Source organism: Aquincola tertiaricarbonis (assembly GCF_023573145.1).
Taxonomy (GTDB): Bacteria; Pseudomonadota; Gammaproteobacteria; order Burkholderiales; family Burkholderiaceae_C; genus Aquincola; species Aquincola tertiaricarbonis_B.
In genome coordinates, this window is record NZ_CP097635.1 from 715147 (window position 1) to 739011 (window position 23865).

Annotated in this window: 25 protein-coding genes; 2 read left to right on the forward strand and 23 right to left on the reverse strand. The window is 68.4% G+C overall.

What is annotated here, in order from left to right:
* Positions 1 to 32: 32 nt before the first annotated feature.
* The 3 genes from MW290_RS03250 to MW290_RS03260 are packed head-to-tail and all read right to left on the reverse strand — an operon-like array spanning position 33 to position 3006.
* Complete coding sequence (locus MW290_RS03250) at positions 33 to 1064, reverse strand: phosphotransferase family protein (protein ID WP_375142793.1); 1032 nt, start codon at positions 1062 to 1064, stop codon at positions 33 to 35.
* A complete protein-coding gene (locus MW290_RS03255; protein WP_250195882.1) occupies positions 1061 to 1831 on the reverse strand; it encodes an SDR family NAD(P)-dependent oxidoreductase in 771 nt (256 codons plus the stop codon). Before MW290_RS03255 ends, MW290_RS03250 begins: the two co-directional genes overlap by 4 nt.
* A complete protein-coding gene (locus MW290_RS03260) occupies positions 1828 to 3006 on the reverse strand; it encodes an acyl-CoA dehydrogenase family protein (RefSeq protein ID WP_250195883.1) in 1179 nt (392 codons plus the stop codon). Before MW290_RS03260 ends, MW290_RS03255 begins: the two co-directional genes overlap by 4 nt.
* A 79-nt stretch (positions 3007 to 3085) precedes the next feature.
* On the opposite strand from MW290_RS03260, the gene MW290_RS03265 reads away from it, so the two are divergent.
* Together MW290_RS03265 and MW290_RS03270 are read left to right on the forward strand one after the other, a co-directional pair.
* On the forward strand, positions 3086 to 3760 hold the full coding sequence (locus tag MW290_RS03265) for a GntR family transcriptional regulator (protein WP_250195884.1): 675 nt from the start codon (positions 3086 to 3088) through the stop codon (positions 3758 to 3760).
* Between the two features lie 678 nt (positions 3761 to 4438).
* On the forward strand, positions 4439 to 4750 hold the full coding sequence (locus MW290_RS03270) for a hypothetical protein (protein WP_250195885.1): 312 nt from the start codon (positions 4439 to 4441) through the stop codon (positions 4748 to 4750).
* On the opposite strand, the gene MW290_RS03275 is transcribed toward MW290_RS03270, so the two are convergent.
* The 20 genes from MW290_RS03275 to MW290_RS03370 all read right to left on the reverse strand — a co-directional run bounded on the left by MW290_RS03275 (position 4736) and on the right by MW290_RS03370 (position 23851).
* Positions 4736 to 5992: a response regulator gene (locus MW290_RS03275; protein ID WP_259373468.1), complete on the reverse strand. Its 1257-nt coding sequence runs from the start codon at positions 5990 to 5992 to the stop codon at positions 4736 to 4738. The two genes, MW290_RS03270 and MW290_RS03275, sit on opposite strands and share 15 nt — an antisense overlap.
* 108 nt (positions 5993 to 6100) lie before the next feature.
* Positions 6101 to 6514: a histidine kinase dimerization/phospho-acceptor domain-containing protein gene (locus MW290_RS03280; protein WP_250195887.1), complete on the reverse strand. Its 414-nt coding sequence runs from the start codon at positions 6512 to 6514 to the stop codon at positions 6101 to 6103.
* Entirely contained in the window at positions 6504 to 7100 is a 597-nt protein-coding gene (locus MW290_RS03285) for a GAF domain-containing protein (RefSeq protein ID WP_250195888.1), read from the reverse strand. The genes MW290_RS03280 and MW290_RS03285 overlap by 11 nt, the downstream gene beginning before the upstream one ends.
* Before the next feature lie 185 nt (positions 7101 to 7285).
* Complete coding sequence (locus MW290_RS03290; RefSeq protein ID WP_250195889.1) at positions 7286 to 7687, reverse strand: hypothetical protein; 402 nt, start codon at positions 7685 to 7687, stop codon at positions 7286 to 7288.
* Position 7688: 1 nt separating this feature from the next.
* Positions 7689 to 8396: an ABC transporter ATP-binding protein gene (locus MW290_RS03295; protein WP_250195890.1), complete on the reverse strand. Its 708-nt coding sequence runs from the start codon at positions 8394 to 8396 to the stop codon at positions 7689 to 7691.
* Complete coding sequence (locus MW290_RS03300) at positions 8389 to 9162, reverse strand: ABC transporter ATP-binding protein (RefSeq protein WP_250195891.1); 774 nt, start codon at positions 9160 to 9162, stop codon at positions 8389 to 8391. Before MW290_RS03300 ends, MW290_RS03295 begins: the two co-directional genes overlap by 8 nt.
* Positions 9159 to 10172 carry a branched-chain amino acid ABC transporter permease gene (locus MW290_RS03305; protein WP_250195892.1) on the reverse strand — a complete coding sequence of 338 codons (1014 nt, stop codon included), beginning with the start codon at positions 10170 to 10172 and terminating at the stop codon, positions 9159 to 9161. Before MW290_RS03305 ends, MW290_RS03300 begins: the two co-directional genes overlap by 4 nt.
* A complete protein-coding gene (locus MW290_RS03310) occupies positions 10165 to 11049 on the reverse strand; it encodes a branched-chain amino acid ABC transporter permease (RefSeq protein WP_250195893.1) in 885 nt (294 codons plus the stop codon). The genes MW290_RS03305 and MW290_RS03310 overlap by 8 nt, the downstream gene beginning before the upstream one ends.
* A gap of 9 nt (positions 11050 to 11058) precedes the next feature.
* Positions 11059 to 12234 (reverse strand): ABC transporter substrate-binding protein, encoded by a 1176-nt coding sequence (locus MW290_RS03315; RefSeq protein WP_250195894.1) that lies wholly within the window; start codon positions 12232 to 12234, stop codon positions 11059 to 11061.
* A gap of 28 nt (positions 12235 to 12262) precedes the next feature.
* Entirely contained in the window at positions 12263 to 13252 is a 990-nt protein-coding gene (locus MW290_RS03320) for a Bug family tripartite tricarboxylate transporter substrate binding protein (protein WP_250195895.1), read from the reverse strand.
* Positions 13253 to 13284: 32 nt separating this feature from the next.
* Entirely contained in the window at positions 13285 to 14097 is an 813-nt protein-coding gene (locus tag MW290_RS03325; RefSeq protein WP_250195896.1) for an enoyl-CoA hydratase/isomerase family protein, read from the reverse strand.
* 22 nt (positions 14098 to 14119) lie between these two features.
* On the reverse strand, positions 14120 to 15589 hold the full coding sequence (locus MW290_RS03330; RefSeq protein WP_250195897.1) for an aldehyde dehydrogenase family protein: 1470 nt from the start codon (positions 15587 to 15589) through the stop codon (positions 14120 to 14122).
* A 10-nt stretch (positions 15590 to 15599) separates the two neighbouring features.
* On the reverse strand, positions 15600 to 16373 hold the full coding sequence (locus MW290_RS03335; protein WP_259373454.1) for an SDR family NAD(P)-dependent oxidoreductase: 774 nt from the start codon (positions 16371 to 16373) through the stop codon (positions 15600 to 15602).
* Entirely contained in the window at positions 16373 to 17155 is a 783-nt protein-coding gene (locus MW290_RS03340) for a sterol desaturase family protein (RefSeq protein WP_250195899.1), read from the reverse strand. The genes MW290_RS03335 and MW290_RS03340 overlap by 1 nt, the downstream gene beginning before the upstream one ends.
* A 16-nt stretch (positions 17156 to 17171) precedes the next feature.
* A complete protein-coding gene (locus tag MW290_RS03345; protein ID WP_250195900.1) occupies positions 17172 to 17879 on the reverse strand; it encodes an ABC transporter ATP-binding protein in 708 nt (235 codons plus the stop codon).
* Positions 17879 to 19678 carry a branched-chain amino acid ABC transporter ATP-binding protein/permease gene (locus MW290_RS03350; RefSeq protein ID WP_250195901.1) on the reverse strand — a complete coding sequence of 600 codons (1800 nt, stop codon included), beginning with the start codon at positions 19676 to 19678 and terminating at the stop codon, positions 17879 to 17881. The genes MW290_RS03345 and MW290_RS03350 overlap by 1 nt, the downstream gene beginning before the upstream one ends.
* Positions 19675 to 20541, reverse strand: a complete 867-nt coding sequence (locus tag MW290_RS03355) for a branched-chain amino acid ABC transporter permease (protein ID WP_250195902.1) — start codon at positions 20539 to 20541, stop codon at positions 19675 to 19677. Before MW290_RS03355 ends, MW290_RS03350 begins: the two co-directional genes overlap by 4 nt.
* 22 nt (positions 20542 to 20563) lie before the next feature.
* A complete protein-coding gene (locus MW290_RS03360; RefSeq protein ID WP_250195903.1) occupies positions 20564 to 21766 on the reverse strand; it encodes an amino acid ABC transporter substrate-binding protein in 1203 nt (400 codons plus the stop codon).
* Between the two features lie 28 nt (positions 21767 to 21794).
* Positions 21795 to 22397, reverse strand: a complete 603-nt coding sequence (locus MW290_RS03365; RefSeq protein ID WP_250195904.1) for a UbiX family flavin prenyltransferase — start codon at positions 22395 to 22397, stop codon at positions 21795 to 21797.
* Complete coding sequence (locus tag MW290_RS03370; RefSeq protein WP_250195905.1) at positions 22394 to 23851, reverse strand: UbiD family decarboxylase; 1458 nt, start codon at positions 23849 to 23851, stop codon at positions 22394 to 22396. The genes MW290_RS03365 and MW290_RS03370 overlap by 4 nt, the downstream gene beginning before the upstream one ends.
* Between the last annotated feature and the right edge of the window lie 14 nt (positions 23852 to 23865).

Here is a 23865-nt window from a genome sequence, read left to right on the forward strand (position 1 = left end):
GGCAGCCGGCGGGCGCGGCGCCCGCCCGTGCCTTAGCGCGTGGCGGCCTGGTGGCGCATGGCGCAGTCCCAGGCCAGCTCCGCCAGCGGGGCTGCCTTGCGCCCGGTCTCCACCGCATCCGCTGCCGCCGCCGTGCCGTCGGCGGCACGCTGCGCGATGCCGTGCAGGATGGCGGCCATGCGGAACAGGTTGTACGCCATGTAGAACTCCCAGTGCGGCGCCGTCGCGCGGCCGGACGTCTCCTCGTACTGGCGCACGTAGCTCGCCTCGTCCGGGATGCCCAGCGCGCGCAGGTCCAGTCCGGCTATGCCGCGCCAGAGCGAGGCCGGGATGCGCCAGCTCATGCAGTGGTAGGAGAAGTCGGCCAGCGGATCGCCCAGCGTCGACAGCTCCCAGTCCAGCACGCCCAGCACGCGCGGCTCTCGCGCATGGAAGACGAGGTTGTCCAGGCGGTAGTCGCCGTGCACCAACGTGGTGGTATCGTGCGCCGGCAGGTGCTGCGGCAGCCAGTCCATCAGGCGCCGCATGGTCGGCGGCAACGCAAGCGTGGATGCCTCGCACTGGCGAGACCAGCGGGCGACTTGGCGCGCGACGTAGTTGCCGCTGCGGCCGTAGTCGCCCAGTCCCACGGCCGCGGGCTCCACGGCGTGCAGCGCCGCGAGCACGCGGTTCATCTCGCCGTAGAGGGCGGCGCGCTCCGCCGGCTGCGCGCCGGGCAGCGACTGGTCTGCCAGCACCCGGCCGGCCAGGAACGCCATTAAGTAGAACGGCGTGCCGATCAGGGAGGCATCGTCGCACCAGGCAAGCATCCGCGGCACCGGCACGGGCGTGTCCGCGAGGGCGGCCATCACGCGGTATTCGCGATCGATCGCATGCGCCGACGCGAGCAGCGGTCCCGGCGGCTGCTTGCGCAGCACGTACTCGCCGCGATCCGTGCTGACGCGGAACGTGGGATTGGATTGGCCTCCGGAGAGCGGCTGCACGGTGATGGCGGACGCCGAGCCCGCCAGCCCCTGCTGCAGGATCCAGCCCGCCAGGGGATCGAGTGCCAGTCCCTGGCTCACAGCGAACTCACCAGGTGGCCGCTGTCGACCGCCACGGTAGTGCCTGTCATCGCGGCGCCGGCTTCGGAGGCGAGCAGCAGCAGCGGGCCGTCGAGGTCTGCCAGTTCAACGAAGCGGCGACTCGGGATGCGCTGCCGCAGCTTGTCGCCGGCCTCGCTCTGGAGGAATTCACGATTGAGGTCGGTCACGACGTAGCCCGGAAGCAGCGCGTTGACGCGGATGCGATGCCGGGCGAGCTCCAGCGCCATCGCCTTGCTTGCCTGGATCACCGCGGACTTGGAAATCGCATAGGGCGCGACGCCCCCGGCCGCGCGCTCGCCCAGGATGGACGCGACGTTGACGATGCTGCCGCCGCGGCGGGCTGCCACCATGCGGCGCGCGGTCTCGGTGGCCACCAGCCAGGCGCCCTTGAGGTTGGTGTCCAGCACCTGGTCGAAATCTTCTTCCGTCTGCTCCAGCAGCGGCCGCGTGATGGTCACGCCGGCGTTGTTCACCAGGATGTCCGGCGCGCCCCAGGAAGCGAGTTCGTCCAGGCAGGCGCGCACGCTGGCAGCGTCGGTGACGTCGAGCGCCAGGACCCGCGCCTCCCCAGCTGCGGCAGCGATGCGTTCGGCCAGCGGCCGCAGCTTGTCGACGCGCCGCGCCGCCAGCGCCACCCGCGCGCCGGCCTCGGCCAGGACGGCGGCGAAGTGCTCGCCCAGGCCGCTGGAGGCGCCGGTGACCAGCGCGATGCGCCCGTCCAGGCGGAAGCGGTCCAAAGCGCTCATCGTGCGGCTCCCTGGCTGGCCTGGTGCACGATCTTGCGCGCCATGCTCCAGCGATGCACCTCGCTCGGGCCGTCGTAGATGCGGAAGGCGCGCATGTCCATGAAGATGCGCATCACTGCCGTTTCCGCCGTCACGCCCTGGCCGCCCAGGATCTGCACGCAGCGATCGACCACGCGCCATTCGGCTTCCGAACAGGCAACCTTCGCGCGGCTGGACTCGAAGTTGCCCTTCTCGCCGCGGTCCAGTAGCCAAGCGGTGTGCCAGATGTGCAGGCGCGCGGTCTGCAGGTCGATGTCGTTGTCGGCCAGCATGAAGCCCACGCCCTCGTGTTCGGCCAGCGGCTTGCCGAACGCGCGCCGCTGGCGGGCGTAGTCCACGGCGATGTCGTGGGCGCGGCGCGCCTGCCCCAGCCAGCGCATGCAGTGGGTCAGGCGCGCGGGCGCCAGGCGCACCTGCGCATAGCGGAAGCCTTGGCCCACCTCGCCCAGCACGTCCTCGCTGGCCACCCGCAGCTTGTCGAACACCAGCACGCCGTGGCCGCCGGTGAAGCAGGTGTCCATGGCCTCCATGCTGCGTTCCAGCCGGATGCCGGGACGGTCCATGTCGGTCAGGAACATGGTGGCCGAGCCGTCCTCCATGCGCGCCACGACGATGGCGTAGTCGGCGCCTTCGGCCCCGGTGATGAACCACTTGCGGCCGCTGAGCACGTAGTCGTCGCCGTCACGCACGGCCGTCGTCGCAAGCATGCCGGGGTCGGAACCGGCGCCGTCCGGCTCGGTCATGGCAAAGCAGGAACGCGTGCGGCCCGCCACCTGCGGGGCCAGCCAGCGCTCCTTCTGCGACGGCGTGGCCACTTCCTCCATGAGGTGGATGTTGCCTTCGTCCGGCGCGTGGATGTTCATCGCCGTCGGGCCCAGGCGCGAATAGCCGGCCTCCTCGAACACCACCGCCTTGGCCAGGTGGCTCAAGCCGAGGCCGCCCAGCTCACGCGATGCATGCGGCGTGAGCAGGCCGGCGGCACGGGCGCGCGCAACCAGCTCGCGCCGCAGGTCCTCGCTCGGGCCGTGGGCGCCGGCGGCGCGCGGGTCGCTTTCCAGCGGGATCACCTGTTCGGCGATGAAGCGTTGCGTGCGCTGTTGCAGCTCCCGCACTTCGGCGGGCAAGTCGAAATTCATGGTCTCTCCGTGAGCCGGGCGGCGGGGGCCGTGGGGTCGGATTGTAGGACAATATTGCCCTACGATTTCAGGAGTCCTGATGCCCGCCGCCGCTGCGCCCCTGGCCGACGCCTTCATTGACGCACCCGAGAGTGCGTCGGACGCGGTTTTCTTCGGTATCCTGCATGGCCTGGAGCGGCGCGTGTTCGTGCCGGGGCAGCGGCTGGTCGAGGCCGACCTGGCGGCGCGCTTCGATGTCGGCCGCAACTCGGTGCGTGAGGCGCTGCAGCGGCTCGCCGCCGAAGGCGTTGTGGAAATCCTGCGCCACAAGGGTGCGGCCATTCGCGCGCTGACGGTCAAGGAGACGATGGACGTCCTGGAGGTCGCGGAGCGCATGACCGGGCTGCTCGCGCGCAGCGCCGCGCGCGGGGTGGCGGCTGGGCGCGGGCCGCAGGCGCTCGCGCGCGCCCTGCAGCAGCTGCGCAGCGCGGACAGCGCCCAGGATCCGGACGCGTTCGCCCGGGCGCGCCGCAGCTTCTGGCGCGCGCTGCTGGAGCTCGCGGCCAACCGCGAGCTGCGGCGGCTGTTTCCCTCGATCCACATGCCCATCGTGTACGCCCAGCATCCGATCGCCGCACTTCAGAAGCTGCGGCTGCGCGACTATGAGGCGATCGGGCAGGCGGTGGCGCAGGGCCGCGAGGACGTGGCCGACGCGCGCGGCATGGAGCACGTGCGCCATGTGCGGCGCGAAATCCAGCGGCAACTGGCCTCCTGACTGCGCACAGCGCTCGTGCTGCGGCAACGCCCCGCGTTACCGGCGGACAGACTGGTCGCGGCTACCCAAATAGTCAGACACACGTCCGCTCTTGGCCAATCGCGATCCCTCCTCGCGCCCGTCGCCGCACCCACACCGACCTTCGTGTGCGCGCACTGCGGCCAAGCGATGGTGGTGTTGCAGGTCTTCGTGCGCGGCTGCTCGATCCGGGCGCCGCCAGTCTCATGACGCGGCGCCTTCGCCGTCGCTCTACACGACGCCGACCAAGGCGTCCGGTAGCTGGCTGCGCGCGCTGCTTGGAGAGCGCACCCGCATACCGCGCTGGCGACCATTGCGACACCACGGCGACTCGTCGCCAGCCACACTTGCCTGCATGCGCGATCTCGCTGAGGCGGTGCGGACAGCCGGATCGCCGAGCCAGCGCCGACCAATCTCCATAGCCGTTGCGCTCAACAACGGCCGTGGCGTTCGCCGCGGTTTCCTCCCCCGAGCCTTGTGCGACACCTGCCCTCATGCACTCGGCTAGCTCGACCACCTGCGCGTCAGGGCAGGTGTCGCACAAGCCTTAACAGCAGCAGTTGTCGGTGAAGTTCGGCTTTCTGGCCTTCTTTCGCCTTCTCCACAGGACTGGGTCGGAATGGACCCTTGCCAAGCTACTCACGCTGTAGGAAGTCCATTGTGGAGACTGACCTCGCTGACCTCGCGCTGACGCTCCGCATCGGCGAGGCGCGGCCGTTGCACCAGCCTGCATTCGGACACATCGAGCGAGATCGGCCAGGACTGCATGAAGGCTTGCCAGCGGCCGCGTGTTCGGCCGCGCGGGCAACGCCTGCACCGCTAACAGCAGCCAATTCAGGTGGCGAGCTTGACCTGAAGCTTCTCGACGAGGCTGAGCCGGTCACCGTGAATCGCAGCAGCCTGTGCCTGCAGCAGCGCGCTGTCGCCGTTCTGGGTGGCGTTGATTTCGTAGTCGCGCTAGGCTGCGGCTAGCCGCACAGCCCCCACTGTCGCGCAAGCACCACGCAGGGAGTAAGTGTGCCCCGGGGTCAGCGCGATCGTGGTGTCGCCGTAAGCCTCGACGAAGAAATGCAGCAGGCGCATCAGCAGATCCGGCGACCCGCCGGCTACGTGCATCTCTCGCTCAACATCCTGCCTTTCAATGCCTGCCAGTTGTTCCTGCAACCGCAATTGCTGCGGGAGTGGCACCAGCTGCGGCGCGTCGGCCGGTGTGACGACACGCGTAGCGTCCGACGGCAACCATCGCGCCAGAGTCGCATACAAGCGCTTGGGATCGACCGGCTTGGCGACATGGTCGTTCATTCCCGCGTCCAGGCAGTCTTGGCGGTCTTCGCCATACGCACTTGCGGTCATTGCAACGATCGGCAGCGCACTCCGTCCGCCAGCGCGGATGCGGCGCGCCGCCTCCAGGCCGTCGACCTCGGGCATCTGGATGTCCATCAGCACCAAGTCGTAGCGGCCCGACAACGCCCGATCGACCGCCTGCTGCCCGTTGCCGACCACGTCGACAGCCAGGCCCGTCGCACACAGCAGTTCGCGGGCGACCTCTTGATTGATCGGGCTATCCTCGGCCAGCAGCACACGGCTGCCGTGATGCCGGGCACGCAAGAGCACCTCCGAAGGTCCCAGCGCCGTCGCCTGCGGTGCCCGGCACGGGCTCGCGCCGAGAAGCACGCCAGCGAGGATGTCGTGCAGCTTCGTCGACGAGACCGGCTTGGGCAGCAAGCCGATGAAGCCAGCCGCTAGGGCCTTCCGGTGCGAGAGCTCGTCATCGTCGGCGCTGACCAGGATGGCCGGTGGCAGCGTCGTCCCGAGCATCGCGCGCAGACGGCCCAGGGTCTGCGGCCCGTCGTGTGGGGCCATCCGATGATCCAGCAGCAGCACGTCGTAGCCGCGTCCCGCCGCCTTCTCTGCCACTGCGCGCTCGATAGCCGCGGCCGGGTCGTCGAAGTCGTCGACCTTCAGCCCGAACATCTGCAGCTGCTGGCGCAGCGGCAGGCGCGCTTCGGCGAGGTCGTCCACCAGCAGCGCGCGTTGTCCCCACAGCGCCGCAGCCGCGGTGTCGTCGTCGCACTCGACCTGCAATTCGGCAGTGAACCAGAAGCGGCTGCCGGCACTGGGCCGGCTGTCGACTCCGACCTGGCCACCCATCATTTTCGCGATCTGGCGGGTCAGCGCCAGCCCCAGGCCGGTACCGCCATGGCACCTGGAGATCTACCTGTCGGCCTGCTCGAAGGCTTCGAACAGTCCGGCCTGAGCCTCCGCCGACATACTGATGCCGGTGTCGCACACCTCGAAGCTCAGCAGTGCACGTGACCCACTTCACCGCAGCGTTTCGATGCGCAAGCGCACCCAACCCGCGTCGGTGAACATGACTGCGTTAGACAGCAGGTTGATCAGCGCCTGCGACAGCCGCGTCGGGTCACCACGCAGCCCGTCTGGCACATGGGCGGTGTCCAGCACGAGTTCCAGACCTTTCTCGCGCGCGCAGCCGGCGACCATCTCGAAAGTCTGCTGGAGCAAGCGATCGAGCGAAAAACCGGTGCTCTCAAGCGCCATCTTGCCGGCCTCGATCTTGGACAGGTCGAGAACGTCGTTGATCAGCCGCAGCAAGTGCTGGGCGGCACCGTCGACCTTGGCCAGTCGGCTGCTCTGTAGCGGGTCGCGCGTGTCGCGCGCGAGCAGATGCGTCAGCCCGATGATGGCATTCATCGGCGTGCGGATCTTATGACTCATGTGGGCGAGGAGAGCGCTCTTGGCGCGTCGCGGCTTCGGCCTCCTCGGCGCGATGTGCCAGCTCCTTCAGCGCATCGCGTTCACGACGGTCGCGCTGCGCGGTGATGCCGTACACCAGATCGTCCGCCGCCCCGGGGAGCAGGCTGATCTCATCTTCACCGAACGCGTCACGCTGCTCCGAATAGATGCCGAGGAAGCCACGAGTTTGCGTCCCGATCGTGAGCGGCAATGCGATCGACGAAGCGTATCCGCGCCTGGCGGCTTCTGCCCGCCAGTGCATGAACCGCGCATCGTTGGTGATGTCCCGCGTCACCTGGACCGTCTGCTCGCGAATGCACCGAGCGCCAGGTCCGCTCCCGCAATCGGTGTCGGCCCAAGTGAGATTCAGGTCCTCGAGATAGCCAATTTCAATTCCGGCGCAGGCGACAGCGCGAATGCTCCGGGCCGCGTCGTTTTCCGCCAACCCCACCCAGGCCATCCGATAGCCGCCATCTTTGACCATCACCGTGCAGATGGCCTGAGCCAGCGTCTGCTCGTCCTCAGCGCGGATCATGTGGTGACCACAAAGGCTGATCGTGCGAAACATGCGATTCAATTGCCGCAAACGCTCTGGAACCGACTGTGCAGGAGTCGTCATCTGAGGCGCTCGAAACTTCCCGCCTGCGTGACCATGCAACGCTCGAACTTTCGTCACGTGAGTGTCGGTCTTTGGCGCGGGCGATGGCAGACCCTTGTCGTCGCCGCCGCCATCTCGGAGTGTCAGTTCGACCACTACTGATACCGCTCCCAGTCGAGTTGATCTAGGTTGCGCACCAGCGCACGAGCCGTTGCAAACAGCGATTGCGCATGCGTACCACTGGCGCTGCCATCGCACAGAATGAACCCGTCGAAGCCGTCACGCGACAGGGCCCACGCCTGCGACCAACGCTCCGCATCGCCCAGGCTCGCACTGAGCAGGAAGTGCGCAGCATCGTTCACGAGGATGCACTGCAGTCCCTGTACCAGAGCTTCCGACTCGACTTCCGGCACGCGGATGTCAGTCGAGGGGTCGATCGCCACGAAGTGGAAGCCCGCCTCGGCAGCTGTCGACAGACATGCCCTTATCGCGCCCCTGCGATCTTCGACTCCTTGCAGGGTCAGCAGCCAGGCGATGCGTTCGTCGTGCGGTGCCATGTCACACCGCCAGTTGCCGTACCAGCGCCTCGCGATGGGCGGTGTTGCCGCCATCGCCTTCGAGCACGATGGCGCCGCGCTCCAGCACGTAGAAGCGCTGCACGAGGCCGATGGCGCGGTGCATGTTCTGCTCCACCAGCAGGATGGGGATACCGTCTCGGCGCAGCCCTTCCATCAGCGTGAAGATCTCGTCGACGATCTTCGGTGCCAGCCCCTCGGTCGGCTCGTCGATCAGCAGCAGACGCGGCGCCCCGACGAGCACGCGCGCCATGGCCAGCATCTGCTGTTCGCCGCCGGACAGCGTCGTGCCCATCTGGCCGCGCCGCTCTCCGAGGCGCGGAAAGCGCGAGTAGATCGCGTCGAGGCTGCGCCGGTCCTCGGCCCGGCTGCGGCCGGGGCTCTGCATGAAGCCGAGCACCAGGTTCTCCTGCACGGTCAGGCCGGGGAAGATGCGCCGGTCTTCGGGCACGAAGCCGATGCCGCGCCGGCAGATCCGCTCCGGCGGCAGGCCGCCGATCGGCTGCCCTTCCAGCAGCACCGCGCCGCGGCTCGGCGCCACCCAGCCGGCGATGGTCTTCATCACCGTGGTCTTGCCCACGCCATTGCGACCGAACAGGCCGACCACCTCCCCCGGCTCGACGCGCAGACTGACTCCTTGCAGAACATGGCTGAGGCCGTAGTGGGTGTGAACGTCACGCAGCTCAAGCATGGGCGGGCTCCTGGACTTCACCGAAATACGCCGCCTGGACGGCCGGGTCGGCGCGCACCGCCTCCGGCCGGCCTTCGGCCAGCTTCGCGCCCTGGTGCATGACGACCACGTGGTCCGACAGGTCCATGACCAGGTCCACGTCGTGCTCGACCAGCAGAATCGACAGCCCATCGTCGACCAGGCTGCGAATCAACGCCGCGGTGTCCTGCGTGTCGGCGTGGCTCATGCCCTGCGTCGGCTCGTCGAGCAGCAGCAGGCGCGGCCGTGCCGCCAGCGCCACGGCGATCTCCAGCCGGCGCTGCTCGCCATGCGAGAGAAAGCCCGCGAGGTCGTCGGCCCGTGCGTGCAGCGCGAAGCGCTCGATCAATTCGTCGACGCGGCGCTGCGCGGCCCGGCTAGCCGAGACGTGCCGCAGCAGGCCACGGCCGCCCTCGACGAACTGCGCGGCCAGGCGCAGGTTTTCGCGCACCGGCAGCTCGAAGAACAGGTTGGTGATCTGGAACGATCGCGACAGCCCCGCCGCGAGCATGCGCTCGGGGCTCGCGCCGGTCAGGTCGCGCCCCTCGAACGTCACGCGGCCGGCGCTGGGCCGGATGGCGCCGCTGATCAGGTTGAAGAGGCTGCTCTTGCCGGCACCGTTGGGTCCGATCACGGCGGTGATCTGGCCGCGCTGCGCGTCGAAGCCGACGCCGTTGACCGCCACCAGCGAACCGAAGCGGACCGTCAGGTCGCGCACCTGCAGGATGGGCAGGGTGGCATCGTTCATCGGCGGCTCCAGCGGCGCTCCAGGGCCGGCGCGAGGTAGCCGATCAGCCCCTTGGGGAAGAAGATGACCGACACGACGAACAGCGCGCCGATCGCGATGGCATGGTGGGCGGTGAAGGAGCCCACCACGGACTTCAGCGCCGTCAGCAGCGCCGAGCCGTAGAGCGCGCCGACGAAGCTGCCGGTGCCGCCGACGATCACGTTGATCACCGCATTGCCCGAGACCTGGAAGAACATCAGCTCGGGCGAGACGAAGCCCCGCAGCATCGGGTAGAGCGCCCCGCTGAGCGCCGCGATGTCGGCCGCGAGCACGAAGGCGGCCAGCTTGTAGCGCCACGGGTCGAAGCCGAGGAAGGCCAGGCGCTGCTCGTTGGTGCGGATCGCGTCGAGCGTGCGGCCGAAGGGCGTGTCCATCAGCCGCATCAGCAGCGCCAGCAGCAGCGCCATGCCGGCCAGCACGAGCAGGAAGAAGCTCGGCGCATGGGCCGTGTCCAGGCTGGCCACGCCGAGGCCGACGACGGGCGCCGGCACGCCGATCAGCCCGTCCGATGCACCCAGCTCGCGGGTGTTGAAGACGATCTTGCTGACCACCTGGGCCAGCCCGAAGCTGATCAGCGCGAAATACACGCCCTTGGCCCGGATCGCGATCAGCCCGCCGACCAGGCCGACCAGCGTGCCGCTGACCAGCACCAGCGCCAGGGCCAGCGGCAGCGAGGGTGCCAGGTGCTTGAGCGTCAGCGCCGACACATAGGCGCCGAAGCCGAAGAACAGCGCCTGCCCCAGTGGCAGCAGGCCCGTGCGGCCGAGCAGCAGGTCCACGCTGAGCGCCAGGCCGCCGAAGATCAGCGCCTCGGTGGCCAGCCGGAAGAAGAAGACGTCGCCCAGCGTGGCCGCGACGGCCGCGAACAGCAGCGCCATCGCGAAGAAGGCATAGCTCAGTGCGCGCACCGCGGAACGCCGTGTGCCGGCGGATGGGGCGGTCGCCCGCCCGATGGTCAGTGCCTCAACCATGGCCGAGCCTCCCGAACAGACCGTGCGGGCGCCACATCAGCACCAGCACCATGATTCCGAACAACAGCGGGTCGCTCCACACCGGCGAGGTGTAGAGGCTGGAGATCGACTGCACCTGGGTCAGCAGCAGCCCGGCAATCACCGCGCCCTTGATCGAGCCCATGCCGCCGATGATCACCACGCTGAACGCGATCAGCACGAAGTCGCGACCCATGGTCGGGAAGACCGAATAGATCGGTGCGAGCAGCACCCCCGACAGGCCCGCCAGCGCCACCCCGAAGGCAAAGGTGCCGGCGTAGACCACGCTGACCGGCACGCCCAGCGATGCGGCCATGTGCCGGTCGTAGGCGGCGGCGCGCACCATCGCGCCGAGCCGCGTCCGGAACACCACCGCCCACACCACCGCGATCACCGCGGCGCCCACCGCCATCAGGAACAGGCGGTAATTGGGGAAGAACAGCCCGAACATCTCGGTGGCGCCGCTGATCGGCTGCTCGATGCGCATCGGATTCGCGCCGAAGACGATCTTCAGGATGTCCTCCAGGATGATGGCGATGCCGAAGGTCAGCAGCAGCGTCAGCGTGTGGCGGTCCTTGCTGTTGAAGACCCGCTGGATCAGCGCGCGCTCCGTCGCGTAGCCCAGCGCCGCCATCAGCAGCGGCGTCAGCGCCAGCGCCCACCAGAACGGCAGGCCCATGCCGATCAGCGCCAGCGCCGCATACGCACCGATCGCGTAGAACTCGCCATGCGCCATGTTGATGACGTCGAGCAGGCCGAAGATAATCGTCAGCCCGAGCGCCATCAGCACCACCGCCACGCCGATGGACAGGCCGTTGACGACCTGTGGCGCCAGCACGAATTGCAGCCAGTCCAGCATGGGGCCGCCTCAGAACCGGCTGCAGGCGTCGGGGCCGATCGCCGCCGCGGCAGCGACCTTGCCGACGATCTGGAACTGGCCGCCTTCGACCTTCACGGCGTACATGTCCTGCATCGCCTGGTGGTCGCCCGCGCGCATCGTCTTCGTGCCCTGCGGCGTCGCCCACTGCAGGCCGCGCATGGCCTCGCGCACCTTGTCGGTGTCGGTGCTCTTGGCTTTCTCCACTGCTGCCTTGTAGAAGAACAGCACGCCGTAGGAATCGGCGCCGTACAGATCCGGCTTGGACTTGTTCGCCGCCTCGAAGTCGGCGACGAACTTGCGGTTCTCGGCCGAGTCGATGCTCGGGGAGTAGCCAACGCCGGTGACGAAGCCGTCGGCGGCCTTGCCGATCGCAGCGAGGTTCTGCGAGGTCACCGTGCCCGATGCACCGAGGACCTGCACGTTGCGGTTGACGCCGAACTCGGCCATCTGCGTGAACAGCCGCACCGTGTCGTTGCCCGCCACCGAGGTGTAAATCACCGTCGGGCGCGCGCCGCGGATCTGGCCGAAGTACGGCGAGTAGTCCTTGTTGTCCAGCGGCGCGAACACCTCGCCAGCGGTCTTGGCGCCCTTGCCCTCGGCGGCCGCCTTGAAGGCCGCCACCGTGCTGCGGCCCATCTCGTAGTCAGGCCCCAGGTAGAAGACGTTGGCGTTCTTCTGCGTCGAGGCCATCCAGTCGGCCAGCGCGGCGCTCTGCATGCCGGCACGCGCGTTGACGCGGAACACGTTGGGGCTGCACTTGTCGGCGGTGATCGAATCGGCGAACGACACAGTGGTCGCGATCAATCGGTTGTTGCGCTCGGCCACCTGGCCCACGGCCAGGGTCGAGCCCGAGTTCACCGTGCCGGTCAGGAAGTCAACCTTGCCGACCTGGAACAGCTTCTCGGCCTTCTGCGTGGCCACGGCCGGGTTAGCCTCCTCGTCCTCATAGACCAGTTCCAGCTTGCGACCCATCACGCCGCCGGCCGCATTGATCTGCGCGGCGGCGAGGTCCAGGCCCCACTTCACCTGCTGGCCGATGCCGGCGTAGGTGCCCGACAGCGGGGTGACGACACCGACGCGGATCGGTGCGGTCTGGGCGGATGCAGCCAGCGGTGCGGCGATCGCGAGAGCGGCGGCCAGCGAGTTGAGATGATGTCGGTTCATGGTTTGTCTCCAGGAGTTGTGTTTGGGTTCATTCGGCCTTGATGCCGTGCTGTTCGATGACGCGCTTCCACAGCGTCATCTGGCTGGCGATGAAGTCGCGCAGCACAGCCGGTGAGCCACCATCGGGCGTGACGCCCTGCGCCGCGAACGCGCGCTGGACCTCTTCGGTGGAAAGGATTCGGTTGATCTCGCGATTGAGCTTGTCGATCACAGGCTGCGGCGTCCCCGCAGGCACGACGAAGCCGTGCCAGGACGACACCTCGTAGCCCGGCAGGCCGACTTCGGCCGCGGTGGGCACGTCCGGAAGCAGGGGGGATCGACGCTGGCTTGCAATCGCCAGCGCGCGCGCCTTGCCCGCCTGGATGAAGGGCAGAACCTGCGGCAGCAGGTCGACGGCAAGCCCGACGTGCCCCCCGGACAGGTCGGTCATCAGCGGGGCGCTGCCCTTGTAGGGCACGGGGTTCATGCGCACGCCGGCCTGGCTCTCGAACAGCACCATGGCCAGGTGATTGGACGAGCCGGCACCCGAGGTGCCGTAGTTGATCTTGTCCGGACTGGCGCGCGCCGCCGTCAGAACATCGGCGACGCTGCGATAGGGGCTGCCCGCATGGGTGACCAGCACCATGGGCGAGCGCCCTGCCAGGATCACGGGCGCGAACGCGCGTTCGGTGTCGTAGGGCAGCTTGTAGAGCCAGGGGTTCGAGGCGAACGGAAACTGAATGACCAGCAGCGTCTGTCCATCGGCCGGGGCCGTGGCCACGGCCTGCGTACCGATCACCGTCCCGGCACCTGGCTTGTTGTCCACCACGGCACTCACCTTCCACGCCGCGGACAGCTGCTTCGCGATCAGTCGCCCGAGCGTGTCGTTGAAACCGCCCGCCGGGTAAGGCACGACGATGCGCAGTGGTCCGCCGAGATAGTCAGAGGCGCGCGCCGGCGCGATCCACGGCCCCGTCAGCGCGGCGGCGCCGACAGCCAGCGTCAGCGCGCGACGGGATCTGGAGATTTCGGTGACCATGCAGCCTCCTTGCAGGCGGTGGATTGACCTGATCAGCGGCCGACGAAGGCCGGCTTGCGCTTGCTGTGGAACGCCTCGACGCCTTCGCGGAAGTCCTCCGAGCTGCGCAGGCGCGAGTAGCAGTGGCCCTCCAGCTCGATGGCGATGGACAGCGGTGAGTCTTCGGTGTCGTTCAGCAGCTTCTTGGCGGTGCGCTGCGCGATCGGGGAGAAGCCGCGCAGTTCGTCCACCAGGGCATCGGTGGCCCGCTCGAGCTCGGCATCGGGCACACACTCGGTGGCCACGCCCCACTCGAGGGCCTGGCGGCCGGAGATGCGCCGCGAGCGCATCACGATGTCCTTGGTGCGCGTGATGCCCACCATCTTCTGCAGCCGTGCCGAACCGCCGGATCCGGGAATCTGGCCAAGCTTCTGCTCGGGCAGCGCGTAGAGCGTCGTCTCTGTGGCCAGGCGGAAGTCGCAGGCCAGCGACAGCTCGAAGCCGACGCCGAAGCAGTAACCGCGGCCCGCCGCGATCACCGGCTTGCTGCAGCGCGCCGGCGCCGCGACGTTCCAGGCCAGCTCGCTGACATGTTCGGGCGTCGCTTCGAGAAAGCCCTTGATGTCGCCGCCGCTGGAGAAATGTTCGCCGGCGCCGCGCAGCACGATGATGCGGATGCGCTCGTCGGCATCGAGGGCCTCGAACGCGATGCGCAACTGGTCGCGCGCCAGCATGCTCACCACGTTGAAGGGCGGCCGGTCGAGCACGATGTCGGCGCGCTCCTGCTCGGCCTTCAGCTCGATGCGAAAGCCGTCGAGCTCGGCGGGCAGCACGGCGGCGGGATGGGCGAGTTCGTGAAGTTTCATGGTGGTTCCTCGAGTGTTGAAGTCAGGCGCCAACGACGCCCACGTTCTGATAGATGTGCTTGATCTCGGTGAAGTCGACGAGTGCATCGACGCCGTGCAGCCGACCCAGGCCGCTGCGCCGATATCCACCGGTCTCGGCCTCGGCGAAGAGCTTGTTGTGGTCATTGATCCACACGGTGCCGTTGCGCAGCGCCCGCGCCACGCGCATCGCCCGCGCGCCGTCGTGCGTCCACACGCTGGCCGCCAGGCCGTACTCGCTGTGATTGGCGCGCGCGACGGCCTCGACCTCGTCCTCGAACCGCTCGATGACGACCAGCGGGCCGAAGATCTCTTCCTGCAGGAAGAAGGCACCGGTGTCGCGGTGTGCCACCAGCGTGGGCGACAGGAAGCAACCCGCCGCCAGGTCACCCCCGGGCCGGCCGCCTCGCAGGACCACCTCGTCGGCTTCGGCCAGCGTGCGCTCGATCTGGGCCGCGACTCGCTCGCGCGAGGCCGCATCGATGAGCGGCCCGACTTGGGCGCCCGGCGAGTCTCCCGGCGCCACCACCAGGGAAGACAGCGCGCGCGACAGCGCCACCTTCATCGCCTCGAACTTCGAGGCGTGCACCAGCACGCGCCGCGCCGCCGTGCACTGCTGGCCGGAGATGATGGTAGCGGCAGCGGCCAGCTGGCCCGCCACGCGCTCCACGTCGACGTCATCGAACACCAGGCAGGCCGCCTTGCCACCGAGTTCCAGCGACAGCTTCTTCATCGTCGGCGCGGCCGCAGCCATGATGCGGGCGCCGGTGGCATTGCTGCCGGTGAAGCTGATCACGTCCACTTCGGGGGAAGTGACGAGGGCCTGGGCCACGTCGTGGCCACGCTCGCTCACCAGGTTGACGACTCCTCGAACCCTGTCGCCCAGCGTGGCGAGCACGGCGTGCAGTTCGGCGATCACCGCCGCGGTGATCAGCGCGGACTGCGGCGCCGGCTTGATCACCACGGTGCAGCCGGCCGCCAGCGCCGGTGTCAGCGCACGGATCAGCAGCACCACCGGAGCGTTCCAGGGGATGATCAGGCCGGCAACCCCGGCCGGCTCCTTGATCAAGGTGGAGAACACGCCGGGCTCCACCTCGAACACATGGCCGGGGTAGGTGCGCGCGAGCCCGGCGTAGTAGCGGATCTCCGAGATCGCACCGGCCATCTCTCCGCGCGACTGCGCGAGCACCTTGCCGTTCTCCAGCGTCAGCAGCCGCGCCAGTTCGTCGCTCTTGCGCTCCAGCGCATCGGCCCAATGGAGCATGACCTGCTGGCGCAGCCGCGGTGCCTGGGCCCAGTCGGGTCGTTCGAAGGCCCGACGGGCGGCGGCGATCGCGCCATGTGCATCGGCCAGCCCGGCCGCGGCGTAGCGGCCGATGGTCCGCCCGTCGGCGGGATTGATCGATGCCGCGGTCGCCCCGCCCTGCGCAGCGCGCCAGGCGCCATCGATCAGCAGTTGTGCATGGAGTGTCATGTCGGCCTCGTCAATGCATCACCGAGCCGCCGTCGACCACGATCACCTGGCCGGTGACGAAGTCGCTCTCCGCGCTAGCGAGATAGACCAGCGTGCCGCACAAGTCCTCGGGGGTGACCTCGCGCTTGATCGCGCGGCTGGCAATGTTGTTGGCGCTCACCGCGCCCTGCCACGCCGGATTGGCCAGCGTGTTCTCGCTGGCGGTCAGCCCCGGCGACAGCGTGTTGACGCGGATGCCGGCATCGCCGAGCTCGCGTGCCAGCGCACGGGTCATGGCGGTAACGGCACCCTTGGAGGCCACGTAGTGCAGCAGCATCGGGGCTCCCTTGAACACGGTGCCCGATCCGATGTTGACGATCTTGCCGTAGCCCTGCGCGCGCATCTGCGGTGCGACCGCCTTGGCACACTCGAAGCTGCCTCGCACGTTGACCGCCATCACCCGGTCCCACTCGGCGGCGTCGATCTGGTCGAACGGCTTCATGGCCAGGTTGGCGAACAGTCCGGCGTTGTTGACCAGCACGTCGATGCGACCGAAGGCATCGAGCGTGGCTGCCGCCATCGTCCGCGCCGATTCGGGTGACGTGACGTCGACCCGCAGTGCGATCGCGCGCCCCCCGGCATCACGAATACGTGCTGCCACCGGCTCGGCATCGAGCACGTCGCAGCAGGCCACGGCAGCGCCCGCGGCAGCCAGCGCCGCGGCGTAGCGTGCACCGATGCCCTGCGCGGCGCCGGTCACGATGGCGGTCCGGCCTTCCAGCCGTGCCTCGGAACGAAGGGGCATCAAAGACTCCTGGCGGCAGCGCGGCCGCGTTCACTTTGCTGCGCCTCGACACGGGCGCGGTCCTCGGGCTTGCGGGCTGCGTCGGACATGCCGTTGAACAGCGTGCCGATCACGCCCTTGTCCAGGTCGCTGGTGCCGAACAGCGCATCGCAGATCGGAAAGGTGAGATTGAAATTGCGGGTGTGCATGAAGTCCGGGTTGTGATGCAGCACGTGCATGCGCCGCACGGTGTTGACGAGCGGCAGGCGGTCGAGCAGCGGATGTTCGATGTGGGACAGCGTGTGCAGCCCCTCGTACATCAGGAAGTACGCGGCCATGGTCAGCATCGCGATGTAGCCGGTGTTGGGAGTCCACACCGCGCCCAGCAGCAGGGCAGGCGGAAGCGCCGCCAGCACGAACAGCACCGGGGCGAACGGGGGGAACAGCAGAGCCCGCCAGTCGCGATGGCCGTGGTAGTCCAGCGTCTTGTGCGAGAAGAACTGGTGGTGCGTGTTGACGTGGCGCTTGTAGGCCGACTTCAGCAGACTCTTCGGGCTGTGCAGCAGGTAGCGGTGCGCCGCCCATTCGGCCCAGTTGCCGAACAGGAACATCGGCAGCACCACGCCGACCCACTCCAGCCACGAGGGCTGCTGCAGGCGGGAGGCGCAGTAGAGGATCACGCCGAAGGTGAACACCAGCGTGAAAGCCAGATGCATTTCGCCGCGGTACCAGGCCGGTGTGTCGGCGCGGTACTGCGCACGGAACGCATTCGAGCGCGCGACGATCTCTTCTTCTCTCGTCATTGAAGTGTCTCCAGGTTCATTCGAGGCCCAGGAATTTGGCGGCAAAGGCCGGGTCGCCGAGCAAGTCCTCGCGGCTGCCCTCCAGCACGGTCCGTCCGTTCTCGAGTACGTAGGCGCGATCGACGAAGTCGAGTGCGCGATGGGTGTTCTGCTCGACGAGCAGCATGGTCACGCCCTGCTCCGCGATGCGGCGCAGCGCGGTGAGGATCTCTTCGACCAACAGAGGCGCCACGCCGATGAAGGGCTCGTCGAGCAGGAGCAGGCGCGGGCGCGACATGAGCGCGCGGCCGATGGCCACCATCTGCTGCTGCCCGCCACTGAGTTCGCCGGCGTTCTGCCTGGCCTTCTGGCGCAGGATCGGAAAAAGGCCGAAAACCTGCTCCAGGGGCTCGTCGAGTGCACGCCGGGACGCCGCGGCGTAGGCGCCCATGGCCAGGTTCTCCTGAACCGTCATTCCGGGGAACAGCCGCCGTCCTTCCGGCACCAGCGCGATGCCGCGGCCGACGGTTTGCGCTGTGGAGGCGCGCTGCAACGGTGCGCCATCGAACTCGATGCCGCCGGATGCCACGGCGTACAGACCGACGATGGCACCCATCGCCGTGGACTTGCCGGCCCCGTTGGCACCGAGCAGGGCGACACGTTCACCGTGCCCCACGTGCATCGAGACGTCCCACAGCGCACGCAGCTTGCCGTGATCGACAGCGAGTCGGGTCAGGCTGAGCATCAGGCAACTCCTCGAATCAGCAACGGTGGTGCAGAGGCCTGGGGGGCCGTTGCGGCGGCGCCCAGATAGGTGGCGAGCACCCGCTCGTTCCTGACCACAGCGTCGAGCGGGCCGTCGGCGATCAGCACGCCTTGCTCGAGCGCAATCACGCGGTCGACGACCTGTTCCAGGGCGGAGAAGATGTGCTCGACCCAGATCACGGTGATGCCGTAGCGGTCGCGCACGTGGCGGATGTGTTCGACAAAGCGCCTCACCTCGGCGGGGGTGAGACCCGACGCCACCTCGTCGACGAGCAGCAGCCGCGGGCGGCACGCCAGCGCGCGTGCGAATTCGAGCGCCTTCTTCTCCTGCACCGACAACGCGTCAGCGCGGTCGTAAAGCCGCGGGCCGAGTTCTGCGTAGTCGACGAACGCCCGCGCCTCGCGAAGGGCATCGCGCGGCGACAGCGGATTCGCGCCGAACATCAGAGGGATGGCGATGTTCTCCTGCACCGTCAGGTCGGAGAACGGACGCGGAATCTGATATGTGCGTCCGACTCCGAGTCGCGCGATGCCATCGCGCCCCAGGTCTGCGAGGTCTTGTCCGTCGAACAGCACTCGCCCCGCGGTGGGTGTATAGACCCGGGAAATGCAGTTGAACAGCGTCGTCTTGCCGGAACCGTTGGGACCGATCAGCCCGACAATCTCGCCGGCGCGGATGGACAGGCTGACGTCGTTGACGGCCACATTGCCGCCGAACTGCATGCGTACGCCTTGCAGTTCGATGAGAGGCCGCTCCCCGGCGACCTGCAGAGTCGGCAGCGGAAGTTCGCCGCCGGCCTGTCCAGGCGCCTGCATGGCGGAGGCCGTCGCATGTTCGTGATGCTCGCGGCCGAACTCCGCAAGACCCGGAACGCGCCGCACCCACTTCGCGCGCAGGAAGCCGCCCGGCATGAAGCGGCCGATGAGCAGCAGGGTCGCGCCATACAGCGTGGCCTGGAATCCCTTGACGCTGACCAGCAGCCATTGCTGCATGGAGGCGAGCAGCAGCACGCCGATCAGCGGCCCGTAGCGCAATCCCGAGCCGGCGAACAGCACCATCGCGATCGGTGCCAGGGCGACGTTCAGTCCGAAGACGGTGGCAGGGTCGATGTAGCTCATCTGCCAGGCCTGCAGAGCCCCCGCCGCGGCGCCGAACAGGCTGGAGAGCACCAGCACGCGGCGCTTGACCGGCGCGATGCGCACCCCCACCGTCTCCGCCACCTGCTCGTCATTGCGGATGCTCTTGAGCGCATAGCCGAAGCGGGCGCCGTGGATGCGCAGCGTGACGACGAAGGTGACCACGCACACGGCCAGCGCGATGAGATAGGCCGGCTGGAGCACCTGGGCCACCGGCAGGACGATGCCGTCGGCGCCTCGCGTGATCGGTGTCAGGTTATAGGCCAGCACCTCTAGCAGCGGCAGCAGCGCGAGCGACGCGAAGGCGAAGTAGTCGCCGTGCAGGCGGAACAGCGGCACCGCGAGCAGACGCGCGGCGACGGCCGTGACGCCCAGCGCCGCCACGAAGGCCAGCCAGAACGGCGATCCGCCGACGAGCACGATGGCGAAGGCATAGGCACCGATGCCGTAGAAGGCATAGTGGCCCAGGTTGACGTAGCCCATCTCGCCGGCCACCCAATCCCAGCTCTGGCCGAGGATGTAGGCGATCAGCACCGTGAAGGCGAACGTGGTCAGGTAGGCATTGCCGCTGAACGGCAGCACGAGCAGCGCCGCGACCAGGCCCAGCCCCAGCAGAGGGGGCAGACGGTGCAGCCCCTTCATGCCGACCTCCCCAGCCCCTTGGGCCAGACGACCAGGATCAGCAGCATCGCGATCACGCTCAGCGCCGGGGCCCACTCCGGCTTCCAGTACAGGCCGGTGAGCCCCTCGGCCACGCCGAGGAACACGCCGGCCAGCAGCGCGCCCGGCAGGTTGCCGATGCCGCCGACGACGATGATCGTGAAGGCCTTCACCGTCAGGCCGAAGCCCATGTAGGGATCGACCGGGAAGGACAGCACGTACAGCACCGCCGCCACCGCGACGGTGGCCGAGCCGAAGGCGAAGGTGAGCGCCTTCATGTGCACGCTGCGCACACCGCAGATCTGCGCGCCGACGGCGTCCTGGGTCACCGCCCGCACCGCCCGGCCGAACCAGGTGTGCTTGAGCAGCAGGTGCATGACGATCGTCAGCACGACGGTGCCGCCGAGGATCAGCATTTGCGTACTGGAGACGACGATCTCACCGAACTCCAGCGCCGGCAGGCGCAGCGGGATGTTGCGCTGGGTCGCACCGGCCGCCTTGGCGGTCAGGTCCGACAGGATCATCAGCGTACCCACTGTGACCAGCACCGTACCCACGGTGCCTTCGAAGTGGTTGCGCGAGGCCAGCGGACGCAGCAGCAGGTGATAGTAGGCCCAGGCGAAGGCAAACAGCAGCGGCGCGAGCAGCGCCGCAATCAGCGCCGGGTGCATCTGCCAGGCCGAGAAGGCCAGGCTCGCCGCCACGCCGCAGACCGCCAGCAGCGTGCCGTGCGCGAAGTTGAGGATGCGGACGACGCCGTAGATCAGCGAGAGACCGAACGCGACCAGCGCGTACAGCCCGCCGAGCAACATGCCGCCGATCAGTACCTGAAGCAGGACTTCCATGATGGATATGCGGGCCCTGGCGTCACTGCTGCCAGCTCGGCGAAGGCCAGGCGAGCTTTCCGGTGGCGACCTCCGGCGGCCACACCACATTTACCTTCCCGTTCTGCATCTGCACGGTGAAGGCGCTCGTGTTCGGGAAGCCGCGCTCGTCGAAACTGACGTCGCCGGCCGGGCTCTTGATCGTCGCCTTGAAGAGCGCCTCGCGCACCTTCTCTCGATCGACCACGCCGGCCTTCTCGATGCCCTGCACCATCGCCAGGTACGAGGTCAGCCGGCCCAGCGTCCAGATGTAGTCGAACATCGTGACGTTGGAGCGCTGCATCACCGTCTCGACCAGCTCGCTGTAGGCCCCCTTCACCCCGGGGTACCAGCTCAGCTCACCGGTCATGCCCTCGATGTCGGCACCCACCTGGCGCGCCAGCGCGCCCGTCAGCATCGTGTGGTGCACGTCCATCGCGCGCACCTTCAGCTGTCGCATCTGCTGCACCAGCGGCACCGAAGCGTTGTCGTACGCACTGATGTAGATGACGTCGGCCTTGGCGGCGCGCACCTTGGCGATCAGCGCGGTGAAGTCCTTCAGCTCGGGGCTGAAGGTCTCGTTGCCGAGCACCTTCAGGCCCTGCGCCTCGGCCTTCTTGCTCCAGGTCGCGGTGATACCCTTCATCACCGGGTTGTCGTGGGTGATGAAGTAGATCGACTGCGGCTTCGGACTGACCTTGGTCAGCATGTCGAAGTAGCGCGCCGACCAGTTGGGAACGACCGGGAAGGGCGTGCCCCAGGTGTACTTGAGACCACGGTCGTAGAGTGCCGGCGTGGCCACGTTGGCCATCACCATCGGGATCTGGTACTTGTCGGCGATCGGCGGGACCGGGCCGCCGATCGAACTCCAGTCGGGACCGACGAAGAAGTCGACCTTGTCGACGGTGGCCATTTTCTCGTAGAGCTGCACGGCCGTGGCCGGCACGCTCTGGTCGTCGTAGATCACGAACTGCAGCGGCAGCTTCTTGTTGCAGGCCTTGACCGCGATGCCGCCGCTCTTATTGATCTCCTCGGCGAAGACCTCGGTCATCTTGCGCCAGCGGTCGGCCAGCGTCGAGAAGGGGCCGGTCTCGCTGAGCGTGGTGCCGAACACGATGGGGCCATCGCAGGAGTTCAGCTTGGCGGCCGCCGGCAGGCTGGCCAGCAAGGTGGAGGCGGCAGCGGCCGCAAGGGCGATGATCTTCATTCTTGTCTCCGGGTTGATGTGTCGAGGGTCAAGCGCTCGTCGACGGGGCGAGCCCCGACCAGCGACGCACGGCGAGGGTGGAAGCAGCGGCCGCGCTGTCGCCCAGGCCGAACAGGTCGAGCACCCGCACGCAGGTGTGTTCGACGACCTCGTCGAGCGACTGCGGGCGCTGGTAGAACGCAGGCACCGGCGGGCAGATCACCCCGCCCATTTCGGTGACCGCCAGCATGTTGCGCAGGTGCGCCTGGTTCAGCGGTGTCTCGCGCGCCAGCAGGACCAGGCGGCGCCGCTCCTTGAGCACCACGTCGGCGGCCCGACTGACGAGGTTGTCCGCCAGGCCGAGCGCGATGCTGGCCAGGGTCTTCATCGAGCAGGGGGCCACCACCATGCCTTCGGTGACGAAGGAGCCGCTGGCCACCGACGCGCCGATGTCGCGCGGGCTGTGAACGACGTCGGCCAGCGCTTCCAAATCGCTGCGCGTCATGTCCAGTTCCTGCGCCACCGTCAGCCCGCCTGCCTGGGACAGCACGAGGTGCGTCTCCACCCCGGGCACGGTACGCAGCAGCTGCAGCAGCCGCACCCCGTAGACGGCGCCGCTGGCACCGGTGATCGCGACGATGAGGCGCTTCATTCGGCCTGCAGCGGCGTGCCGACCAGGGCGGCGGCGCCGGTGGCCGCCACGGCCTGGGCAAGATCGACATCGCGTTCGCCGGGAATTCGCACGCGCGTGAAGACATGCTCGGCGCTGGCCAGCGGCTTGGTCGCGTCGAGCCCCATCTTGGCGCCGTAGCCCTGCCACTCGGGCGAGGGCTTGTTGCCGGCGAAGCCGACCGTGGTCGACGGATCCAGCGCGGAGCCCTGCGCGCCGGCGATCACGACGAGGTCGCGGTCGGCCTGGAAGCGCGTGGCCACGGCCCATTCGACTTCGTTCGCATCGTGGATGTCGACATCCTCGTCCACCACGATCACCTGCTTGACGTCGTAGTGCCCGGCGAAGGCGCCGAGCATGACGTTCTTGGCCTGCCCTTCGCGCGTCTTCCTCAGCTGCACGACGAGGTGGTAGCGCGCGACACCGCCGACCGTCAGGTGCACGTCGGTCACGTTGGGGAAGCTGCGCTGAAGATGCGCCAGCAAGGTGGCCTCGCGCGGGATCGCGCCGAGCAGGAGGTGCTCCATCTCGGCCGGCACGATGGTGTGGAACACGGGGTCGCGGCGGTGGGTCACGGCATCGATCGCGATGACTTCGCGTTCCTCGCGGGCGCTGTAGTACTTCGGGAACTCGCCGAACGGACCCTCCGGCTCGCGCACGCGGGGCAGCAGCCGGCCTTCGATGACGATCTCGGCCTCGGCAGGCACGCGCACCTGGTTGGTCAGGCACTTCACGACCGGCAGCGGCTGGCCATGAAGGGCGCCCGCGATTTCCAGCTCGTCGCAGTCGATCGGGGCGATGGCCTGCGAGGCGAGCGCCGTCAGCGGGTCCACGCCGATCGCGATCGCCACCTCCAGCGCTTCGTCCTGCGCTTCCGCGGCCGCGAAGAAGGCATGCAGGTGGCGCGGCAGGATCAGGATGCCGAGCCGGTCGGGGCCGTGGATCTGGATCCGGTTGATCGAGACGTTCTGCACGCCGGTGCGCGGATTCCTGGCGATCACCAGGCCGGCGGTGATGTAGGCGCCATGATCGTGTTCGCTGTGCGTCGGGACGGGCAGCAGTGCGCGGATGTCGGCGGCGCCGCCGGCGAAGCGGTGCACGATCTGCTGCACCGGCGCTGCGGCTGGGTCCACTTCCCGCCAGGCCAGCGGCTTCTCGGCAGCCGCACGGAAGTGCTGCAGCAGGCGGGCCTCCGGGACACCCATCGCTTCAGCGATCCAGGCGCGCCGTGACATGAAGCCGGAGATCACCGGCATCGGGTGACCCCCTGGGTGCGGAAAGAGAGCCGCCTGCCGTCCGTCGAGACGCTTGGCGATGGCGGCAAGCTCGTGTTCGAGCGCCACGCCGGGCCGGATGGCGGCAAGGCGGTCGCTGGCGGCGAGATGGCGGAGCCAGCCTCGCAGGCTGGTGTGGGCAGCGGTGTGCAGATGGGCCATGGCGGCGCGTTCTC

Bases quoted from the DNA above. Each gene is read 5' to 3' on its own strand.
- MW290_RS03320 (WP_250195895.1), bottom strand. From the start codon at position 13,252: ATGGTCACCGAAATCTCCAGATCCCGTCGCGCGCTGACGCTGGCTGTC.
- MW290_RS03265 (WP_250195884.1), top strand. From the start codon at position 3,086: ATGCCCGCCGCCGCTGCGCCCCTGGCCGACGCCTTCATTGACGCACCC.
- MW290_RS03295 (WP_250195890.1), bottom strand. From the start codon at position 8,396: ATGCTTGAGCTGCGTGACGTTCACACCCACTACGGCCTCAGCCATGTT.
- MW290_RS03365 (WP_250195904.1), bottom strand. From the start codon at position 22,397: ATGAAGCGCCTCATCGTCGCGATCACCGGTGCCAGCGGCGCCGTCTAC.
- MW290_RS03315 (WP_250195894.1), bottom strand. From the start codon at position 12,234: ATGAACCGACATCATCTCAACTCGCTGGCCGCCGCTCTCGCGATCGCC.
- MW290_RS03350 (WP_250195901.1), bottom strand. From the start codon at position 19,678: ATGAAGGGGCTGCACCGTCTGCCCCCTCTGCTGGGGCTGGGCCTGGTC.
- MW290_RS03305 (WP_250195892.1), bottom strand. From the start codon at position 10,172: ATGGTTGAGGCACTGACCATCGGGCGGGCGACCGCCCCATCCGCCGGC.
- MW290_RS03360 (WP_250195903.1), bottom strand. From the start codon at position 21,766: ATGAAGATCATCGCCCTTGCGGCCGCTGCCGCCTCCACCTTGCTGGCC.
- MW290_RS03290 (WP_250195889.1), bottom strand. From the start codon at position 7,687: ATGGCACCGCACGACGAACGCATCGCCTGGCTGCTGACCCTGCAAGGA.
- MW290_RS03370 (WP_250195905.1), bottom strand. From the start codon at position 23,851: ATGGCCCATCTGCACACCGCTGCCCACACCAGCCTGCGAGGCTGGCTC.
- MW290_RS03340 (WP_250195899.1), bottom strand. From the start codon at position 17,155: ATGACGAGAGAAGAAGAGATCGTCGCGCGCTCGAATGCGTTCCGTGCG.
- MW290_RS03255 (WP_250195882.1), bottom strand. From the start codon at position 1,831: ATGAGCGCTTTGGACCGCTTCCGCCTGGACGGGCGCATCGCGCTGGTC.
- MW290_RS03260 (WP_250195883.1), bottom strand. From the start codon at position 3,006: ATGAATTTCGACTTGCCCGCCGAAGTGCGGGAGCTGCAACAGCGCACG.
- MW290_RS03325 (WP_250195896.1), bottom strand. From the start codon at position 14,097: ATGAAACTTCACGAACTCGCCCATCCCGCCGCCGTGCTGCCCGCCGAG.
- MW290_RS03330 (WP_250195897.1), bottom strand. From the start codon at position 15,589: ATGACACTCCATGCACAACTGCTGATCGATGGCGCCTGGCGCGCTGCG.
- MW290_RS03280 (WP_250195887.1), bottom strand. From the start codon at position 6,514: ATGAGTCATAAGATCCGCACGCCGATGAATGCCATCATCGGGCTGACG.
- MW290_RS03300 (WP_250195891.1), bottom strand. From the start codon at position 9,162: ATGAACGATGCCACCCTGCCCATCCTGCAGGTGCGCGACCTGACGGTC.
- MW290_RS03345 (WP_250195900.1), bottom strand. From the start codon at position 17,879: ATGCTCAGCCTGACCCGACTCGCTGTCGATCACGGCAAGCTGCGTGCG.
- MW290_RS03285 (WP_250195888.1), bottom strand. From the start codon at position 7,100: ATGTTTCGCACGATCAGCCTTTGTGGTCACCACATGATCCGCGCTGAG.
- MW290_RS03355 (WP_250195902.1), bottom strand. From the start codon at position 20,541: ATGGAAGTCCTGCTTCAGGTACTGATCGGCGGCATGTTGCTCGGCGGG.
- MW290_RS03310 (WP_250195893.1), bottom strand. From the start codon at position 11,049: ATGCTGGACTGGCTGCAATTCGTGCTGGCGCCACAGGTCGTCAACGGC.
- MW290_RS03335 (WP_259373454.1), bottom strand. From the start codon at position 16,373: ATGCCCCTTCGTTCCGAGGCACGGCTGGAAGGCCGGACCGCCATCGTG.